The sequence below is a fragment of the Azotobacter beijerinckii genome (assembly GCF_900110885.1).
In the GTDB taxonomy this organism is placed as follows: Bacteria; Pseudomonadota; Gammaproteobacteria; order Pseudomonadales; family Pseudomonadaceae; genus Azotobacter; species Azotobacter beijerinckii.
On record NZ_FOFJ01000107.1, the window covers coordinates 1 to 6,455 of the forward strand.

At 66.8% G+C, this 6,455-nt stretch carries 7 protein-coding genes; 1 reads left to right on the forward strand and 6 read right to left on the reverse strand.

Translation table 11 applies throughout. The features are described from left to right. The 5 genes from BMY22_RS22270 to BMY22_RS22290 all read right to left on the reverse strand — a co-directional run. On the reverse strand, positions 1-607 hold a 607-nt coding region (locus BMY22_RS22270), incomplete at its 3' end, for an OprD family outer membrane porin (protein ID WP_143068609.1). Positions 608-807: 200 nt separating this feature from the next. Continuing rightward, positions 808-1,818 (reverse strand): transketolase family protein, encoded by a 1,011-nt coding sequence (locus BMY22_RS22275; protein ID WP_090625479.1) that lies wholly within the window; start codon positions 1,816-1,818, stop codon positions 808-810. Further along, on the reverse strand, positions 1,818-2,660 hold the full coding sequence (locus BMY22_RS22280) for a transketolase (RefSeq protein WP_090625481.1): 843 nt from the start codon (positions 2,658-2,660) through the stop codon (positions 1,818-1,820). Before BMY22_RS22280 ends, BMY22_RS22275 begins: the two co-directional genes overlap by 1 nt. A 19-nt stretch (positions 2,661-2,679) precedes the next feature. Beyond that, entirely contained in the window at positions 2,680-3,978 is a 1,299-nt protein-coding gene (locus BMY22_RS22285) for an MFS transporter (protein WP_090625482.1), read from the reverse strand. 92 nt (positions 3,979-4,070) lie between these two features. Beyond that, positions 4,071-4,820 carry an SDR family NAD(P)-dependent oxidoreductase gene (locus tag BMY22_RS22290; RefSeq protein WP_090625483.1) on the reverse strand — a complete coding sequence of 250 codons (750 nt, stop codon included), beginning with the start codon at positions 4,818-4,820 and terminating at the stop codon, positions 4,071-4,073. Between the two features lie 212 nt (positions 4,821-5,032). Between BMY22_RS22290 and BMY22_RS22295 the strand changes: the two genes are divergently transcribed. Continuing rightward, on the forward strand, positions 5,033-5,950 hold the full coding sequence (locus tag BMY22_RS22295) for a LysR substrate-binding domain-containing protein (protein ID WP_170849484.1): 918 nt from the start codon (positions 5,033-5,035) through the stop codon (positions 5,948-5,950). Positions 5,951-6,043: 93 nt separating this feature from the next. On the opposite strand, the gene BMY22_RS22300 is transcribed toward BMY22_RS22295, so the two are convergent. Then, the coding region (locus BMY22_RS22300) for an OprD family outer membrane porin (protein ID WP_143068610.1) at positions 6,044-6,455 on the reverse strand (412 nt) is incomplete at its 5' end.

Consider the following 6,455-nt stretch of genomic DNA (forward strand, 5'->3'; position numbering starts at 1 on the left):
TGTAGGGGTTGGTGCCGAACAGCGTCATGTCCTCCATGCTGCCGTCGTCGCGCGGGCTGTTGCCGGTGATGTGGCCGGCGTAGAGGGTCAGGTTCTTGATCTCCTTCGAGGTGAGCATGGTGCCTTCGAAGGTCTGCGGCAGCGAGCGGCCGTCGTCGGCACGCAGGATCGGCAGCACCAGGTACCATTCGCCGACCCGCAGTTCGGTTTCGGAAAACTTCATCTTGCCCGCGACGGCGATCCGCCCGAAGTGGTCGGCGGGCTTGCCGTCGTGGTCGAGCGGCAGCAGCTGGGTGCCGCCGGTGCCCTTGCCGCCGTCGAGCTTCTGCGCATAGAGGCCGAGCACGTCGACGCCGAAGCCGAGCGGGCCCGGAGTGTAGCCGGACTTGAGGTCGAGGATGAAGTTCTGGGTCCACTCCTCGGCCTTGCTGCGGGTGGCGTTGTCGCGCTTGAAGTCGCGGTTGATGAAGAAGTTGCGGAAGGTCAGGGTGCCCTTGGCGTCGTCCAGGAGAGCGGCCTGGACACCTGTACTCGCAAGCGTCCCGGCAAGAGAGAGGGCGATGGCGAGGGGACGCTGGCGGGTGAGGTGAAAAGTACTGTTCTTCATTGTTGTTGTTTTCAGTAGATGTCGGTGGTGAACGCGTCCGGCACCTGCCGGAGCAGGCACCGGGCGCCGGTATATCCGTGGAGCCGGGGGCTGCCCGTTCCATGGGCGTGGCAGTCTTCGGGAGCCGGCCGGCTCCCGTGCCTGTCGTCGAATCGCTTCGAGCGGCCCGGGCTATCTGCCCGGGCCACGGAGGGCCGGCCTTACAGCCAGGACTTGATCTGCGCGCACACCGCCTCGGTAGAGATGCCGTAGCGGTCGTGCAGGGTCGGCAGCGCGCCGGCGTCGAGGAAGGCATCCGGCAGGGCGATCTGGCGGAAGGTGGGAGTGACGCCGTTGAGCATCAGCAGGGTGGCCACGGCCTCGCCCAGGCCGCCGATCCGCGAATGGTTCTCCGCGGTCACCACCAGCCGGCCCGGCTTGCGCGCCTCGGCCAGGATGGTGGCCTCGTCCAGCGGCTTGATGGTCGGCACGTGCAGCACCGAGACCTCCACGCCGTCCGCCCTGAGCTGTTCGGCCGCCTCCAGCGCGCGCATGGTCATCAGGCCGGTGGAGATGACCAGCACCTCGTTGCCGCTGGTGAGCGTCTTCGCCTTGCCGAGTTCGAAGCGGTAGTCGTAGCGGTCCAGCACCAGCGGGACGTTGCCGCGCAGCAGGCGCATGTAGACCGGCCCCTTGTGCGCGGCGATGGCCGGCACCGCCTGCTCCAGCTCGTGGGCGTCGCAGGGGTCGATGACCATCAGGTTGGGCATCGCGCGGAAGATCGCGATGTCGTCGGTCGCCTGGTGGCTGGGGCCGTAGCCGGTGGTGAGGCCCGGCAGCGCACAGACGATCTTCACGTTGAGGTCTTCCTCGGCGATCGCCATGCAGATGAAGTCGTAGGCCCGCCGGGAGGCGAACACCGCATAGGTGGTGGCGAAGGGCACGAAGCCTTCGCGCGCCATGCCCGCCGCCGCGCTCATCAGCAGCTGCTCGGCCATGCCCATCTGGAAGAAGCGCTCGGGGAACTCCTTGGCGAAGAGGTGCATATCCGTGTACTTGCCCAGGTCGGCGGTCAGGCCGACCAGCTCCTGGCGCTCCCGGGCCAGCGCCGCCAGGGCGTGGCCGAAGGGGGCCGGGCGGGTCGGCTGCCCTTCGCCGGCGATGGAGGCGATCATCGCCGAGGTGGTCAGGCGCTTCTTGGCCGGTGCGGCCTGTTCGGTGGTGTGCTTCATTACGGTCTCCCGGCATCCAGGGCGGTCAGGGCTTGTTCCCACTCGTGTTCGTCGACACGGATGAAATGGGTCTTTTCGCGGCTTTCGAGGAACGGCACCCCTTTGCCCATGCGGGTATCGCAGATGATCACCCGCGGCTGCGCGCCGGGATGGTGGCGGGCCGCGTCGAAGGCGGCGACCAGCGCCTGCAGGTCGTTGCCGTTCACCCGCTGGGCGAACCAGCCGAAGGACTGCCAGCGGTCGACGATCGGCTCGAAGGCGAGGATCTCGCTGGAATGGCCGTCGGCCTGCTGGTTGTTGACGTCGATCACCGCGATCAGGTTGTCCAGCTTCCAGTGCGAGGCGGACATCGCCGCCTCCCAGGTCGAGCCCTCGTTCAGCTCGCCGTCGGACAGCAGGTTGTAGACGAACGAGGCGGACTGCTTGCGCTTGAGTCCCAGGCAGGCGCCGACCGCGATGCCCAGGCCGTGGCCCAGGGAGCCGCCGGTGATTTCCATGCCCGGGGTGTAGGAGGCCATGCCGGACATCGGCAGGCGGCTCTCGTCGCAGCCGTAGGTTTCCAGCTCCTCGGCGGGGACGATGCCGGCCTCGATCAGCGCCGCGTAGAGCGCGATCGCGTAGTGGCCGATCGACAGGTAGAAGCGGTCGCGGCCTTCCCAGGCGGGTTCGTGCGGCCGGTAGTCCATCGCCTGGAAGTAGGCGACGGCGAGCAGGTCGGCGGCGCCCAGGGCCTGGCCGATATAGCCCTGGCCCTGTACCTGGCCCATCAGCAGGGCATTGCGGCGAATACGGTAGGCCCGCTCTGCCAGAGGGACGGCAGGGGCTGTAGCTTGGGTCGACATAATCGAGAGGCTCCTAGGATTAACGGTTGGTCAAAGTGGCCGGCAAGCGGAAAACCAGCAGCGCACCGGCGACCAGCACGGCAGTGATCAGGTACATGCCCACCTGGCTGGAACCGGTCGACGTGGTGATCCAGCCGATCAGGTAGGGCGAGCAGAAGCCGGCCAGATTGGCGATGCTGTTCACCGCCGCGATGCCGGCGGCGGCGCTCACGCCGCCCAGCAGCGAGGTGGGGAGCATCCAGAACAGCGAGGACGCCGAGAGAACGCCGGCCGCCGCCAGCGACAGGCAGAGGATCGACAGGCCGACGTCGTGCCCGTAGATCGCCGCCAGGGTGAGGCCGATCCCGCCCGCCCACATCGGCAGCACCACGTGCCAGCGCCGCTCGCGGTGTTTGTCGCTGCTGCGACCGGCCAGGAGCATGACGACGATCGCGCAGAGATACGGCAGGCTGGTGAGCAGGCCGATGTGCACCGGATCGGCGACGCCCGCGTTGCGCACCAGGGTCGGCAGCCAGAAGGTGATGGCGTACTGCCCCATGACCACGGAGAAATAAATGCCTGCCAGCAGCCACAACCGGCGATCGCTGACGAAGGCACGCACCGACGCATGCTCGGTTTTCTGCTGGTTGTCCTCGGCCAGCTCGCGCTGGACCAGCTGCTTTTCCTCGTCGTCGAGCCAGGTGGCGTCCTCGACCCGGTCCTTGAGGTAGCTCAGCACCCACACGCCGACCAAGACGGTGGGAATCGCTTCCAGGACGAACATCCATTGCCAGCCGGACCAGCCGTGCAGCCCGGCGAAATGCGCCATGATCCAGCCCGACAGCGGGCCGCCGAACATGCCCGAGAGGGGAATGGCGACGAACCACAGGACCGTCAGCCGGGCGCGGCGGTAGGTCGGGAACCAGTAGGTCAGGTAAAGCAGGATGCCGGGCGCCAGCCCCGCCTCCGCCATGCCGAGCAGGAAGCGCAGCAGGTAGAACTGCCAGGCCGTTTCGACGAAGGCGAACAGGGCCGACAGAATCCCCCAGGTAATCATGATCCGGGCGATCCAGATCCGCGCGCCGATCCGGTGGAGCAGCAGGTTGCTGGGGACTTCGCAGAGAAAATAGCCGATGAAGAACAGACCGGCGCCCAGGCCGTAGACGGTATCGCTGAGGCCCAGATCGTTCATCATCTGCAGCTTGGCGAAACCGACGTTGACGCGATCCAGGTAAGCGCACAGGTAGCACAGCATGAGAAACGGCATGAGCCGCCATGCAGTTTTCCGGTAAGCGCTGGAACGGGTGGTAGACACCGCATCGAGGGTCATAGTCGACATTCTTTCGCTCTCTTGTTGTTATTGAGCGTGGAGGATGTAGCGGGCCGACGGGCGAAACCGGTTCCGGCTCGGCCGTCGGCCGCGGCGTGCCGTCAGTGGATCAGCATGCCGCCGTTCACATCCAGGGTGATGCCGGTGAGGTAGGTCGACAGGTCGCTGGCCAGGAACAGCGCCGCATCGGCGACCTCCTGCGCGTTGCCCATGCGGCCCAGCGGAATGCCGGCGAGGATGCCGTTCAGCCGCTCGTCGGACAGCAGACCGCCGGTGATGTCGGTATGGATCAGGCCCGGGGTGAGGGAGTTGACGCGGATATTGTCCGGCCCCAGCTCGCGGGCCATGGCGCGGGCCAGGCCGAGCACGCCGGCCTTGGCGGCGCTGTAGTGCGGTCCGCCGAAGATGCCGCCGCCGCGCTGGGCCGACACCGACGACAGGCAGACGATGCTGCCGGACTTCTGCGCGCGCATCGTCGGGATGACGGCCTGGGACATCAGCAGGGTGCCGCGCAGACTCACGTCCAGCACCTTGTCGTAATCGGAGCCGCGAATCTCCAGGGTTTTCAGCGGCTGGGTGATGCCGGCGTTGTTCACCAGCGCATCGATGCGGCCATAGCGCTGGATCACCGCCTCGACGGCGCGGCTTACCTGGGCGGCGTCCGCGACGTTGGCCGCCAGGCCCAGATGCTCGGAGCCGAGGTCTTCCGCCGCGTCCCGTGCCGCCTTTTCATCCAGATCGAGGATGACGACCCGGGCCCCATGGTGGGCGAAGGTGCGGGCCATGGCGCGACCGATCCCTCGTTGCGAGGCGGCACCGGTGATAATCGCGATCTTGCCTTCGAGCAGCATGCTGGACACTCCTGATATCGTTCTTGTTCAAGGACCGCCGTGGTTGGCGGGGTATCGGAAGGTTCGGCTGTTACGGCCCCGCTCACAACGCAGCCACGCTCAGCCGTTGCTGAAAAAAATTCAGCACGCCGGCGGCGACGCCTGCAGGCTTGACGCACTGTTTAGAATGGATGGCATGCCTTGCCGAATCGCAAGGTCGAAGGACTAAAACAATGATCCGATCGGAGAAGACACCACTGCGTATTCCGCCCATCAAGGCCATCCTCGCCTTCGAGCAGGCAGCGCGTTTCGGCAATGTCGCCAGAGCGGCGGAGCAACTCAACCTGACGCCTTCGGCCGTGAGCCATCAGATCGCCAAGCTCGAAGCGATGATCGGCCGGCCGCTCTTCCACCGGACCAGCAAGGGGATCGAGCTGACCCCCGTCGGCACGCAGTACCTGCACGACATCACGGGGGCGCTGCAGCGCCTGGGCACGGCCACCGAACGCGCCGCCACCGATGCCAACCTGGAGTGCCTGAGGCTGCATTCGGTCCCCAGCTTCGGTCTGCTCTGGCTATTGCCGCGCCTCGAGCAACTGCGCGCCAGCAACCCCGACCTGGAGATCAACCTGTCGTGTTCCTACGAGTCCCTGCACTTCAGCCGGGACAAGATGGACGTGGATATCCGCTACGGCCTGGCGAACTGGCCGAACCTGGAGATCCGCACCGTGCCGCAGGAAACCATCGCCGTGCTCGCCGCCCCTTCCCTGCTCCAGGAAAAGCCGGTCGCCAGTCCCGGCGATCTGCTCGATGCCGACCTGATCCTCTCCGAAGCGCCGCTGGTGCAGTGGCCGCAGTGGTTCGCGCAGCAAGGCCTGTCGATGCCCGAGCGTCGTTACCCGCTCAGCTTCGACCGCTCCTACATGAGCCTGGAGGCGGCGGCCCACGGCCTCGGCTTCGCGCTGGAAAGCACGCTGCTGGCCCACGACTACATCCTCAAGGGCAGGCTCGTCCCGGTGTTCGGCAGCGAACTGCGCAGTCCGGTCAGCGCCCATCACCTGGTCTTCCCGCATACGCATGCCGACTATCCGCGCGTGCGGCGCTTCCTCGCCTGGATGCAGACGGAGCTGGGCCACCCCTTTGCCTATTGATCCGGCCCCCGGCAACGCCGGATGGCCGCGGGCCGGACCGAGACGGTCACGGGGCAATGACCGCCCGGCCCCCGGCATTACGCCGGTGCCCGGTCAGAACAGCGACAGCGGGTACTGGGCGATCAGGCGCTGCTCGTTGAACTGGTTGTTGCTGCCCCAGTCGCGGCGGATCGTCGAGTTCCGCCAGCGCAGGGTCAGGTTCTTCGCCACGCCGCTCTGCACCACGTAGGCCAGCTCGCTCTCGCGGCCCCACTCCTTGCGGTTGTCGAGGCCGCCAGCCTGGATGTTCGAGCCGGAGATGTAGCGGGTCATGAAGGTCATCCCCGGCACGCCCAGCCCGACGAAGTTGTAGTCGTAGCGCAGCTGCCAGGAGCGCTCCCGGGCGTTGTCGTAGCTGGAGTTGTAGCTGTCGTTGGCCAGGGTGCCGCCGCTGGTGCCGTTGACCCGCAGCCACTTGCTGTCGCCGCTGACCCGCTGCAGGCCCAGGTAGACGGTATGGGCGCCG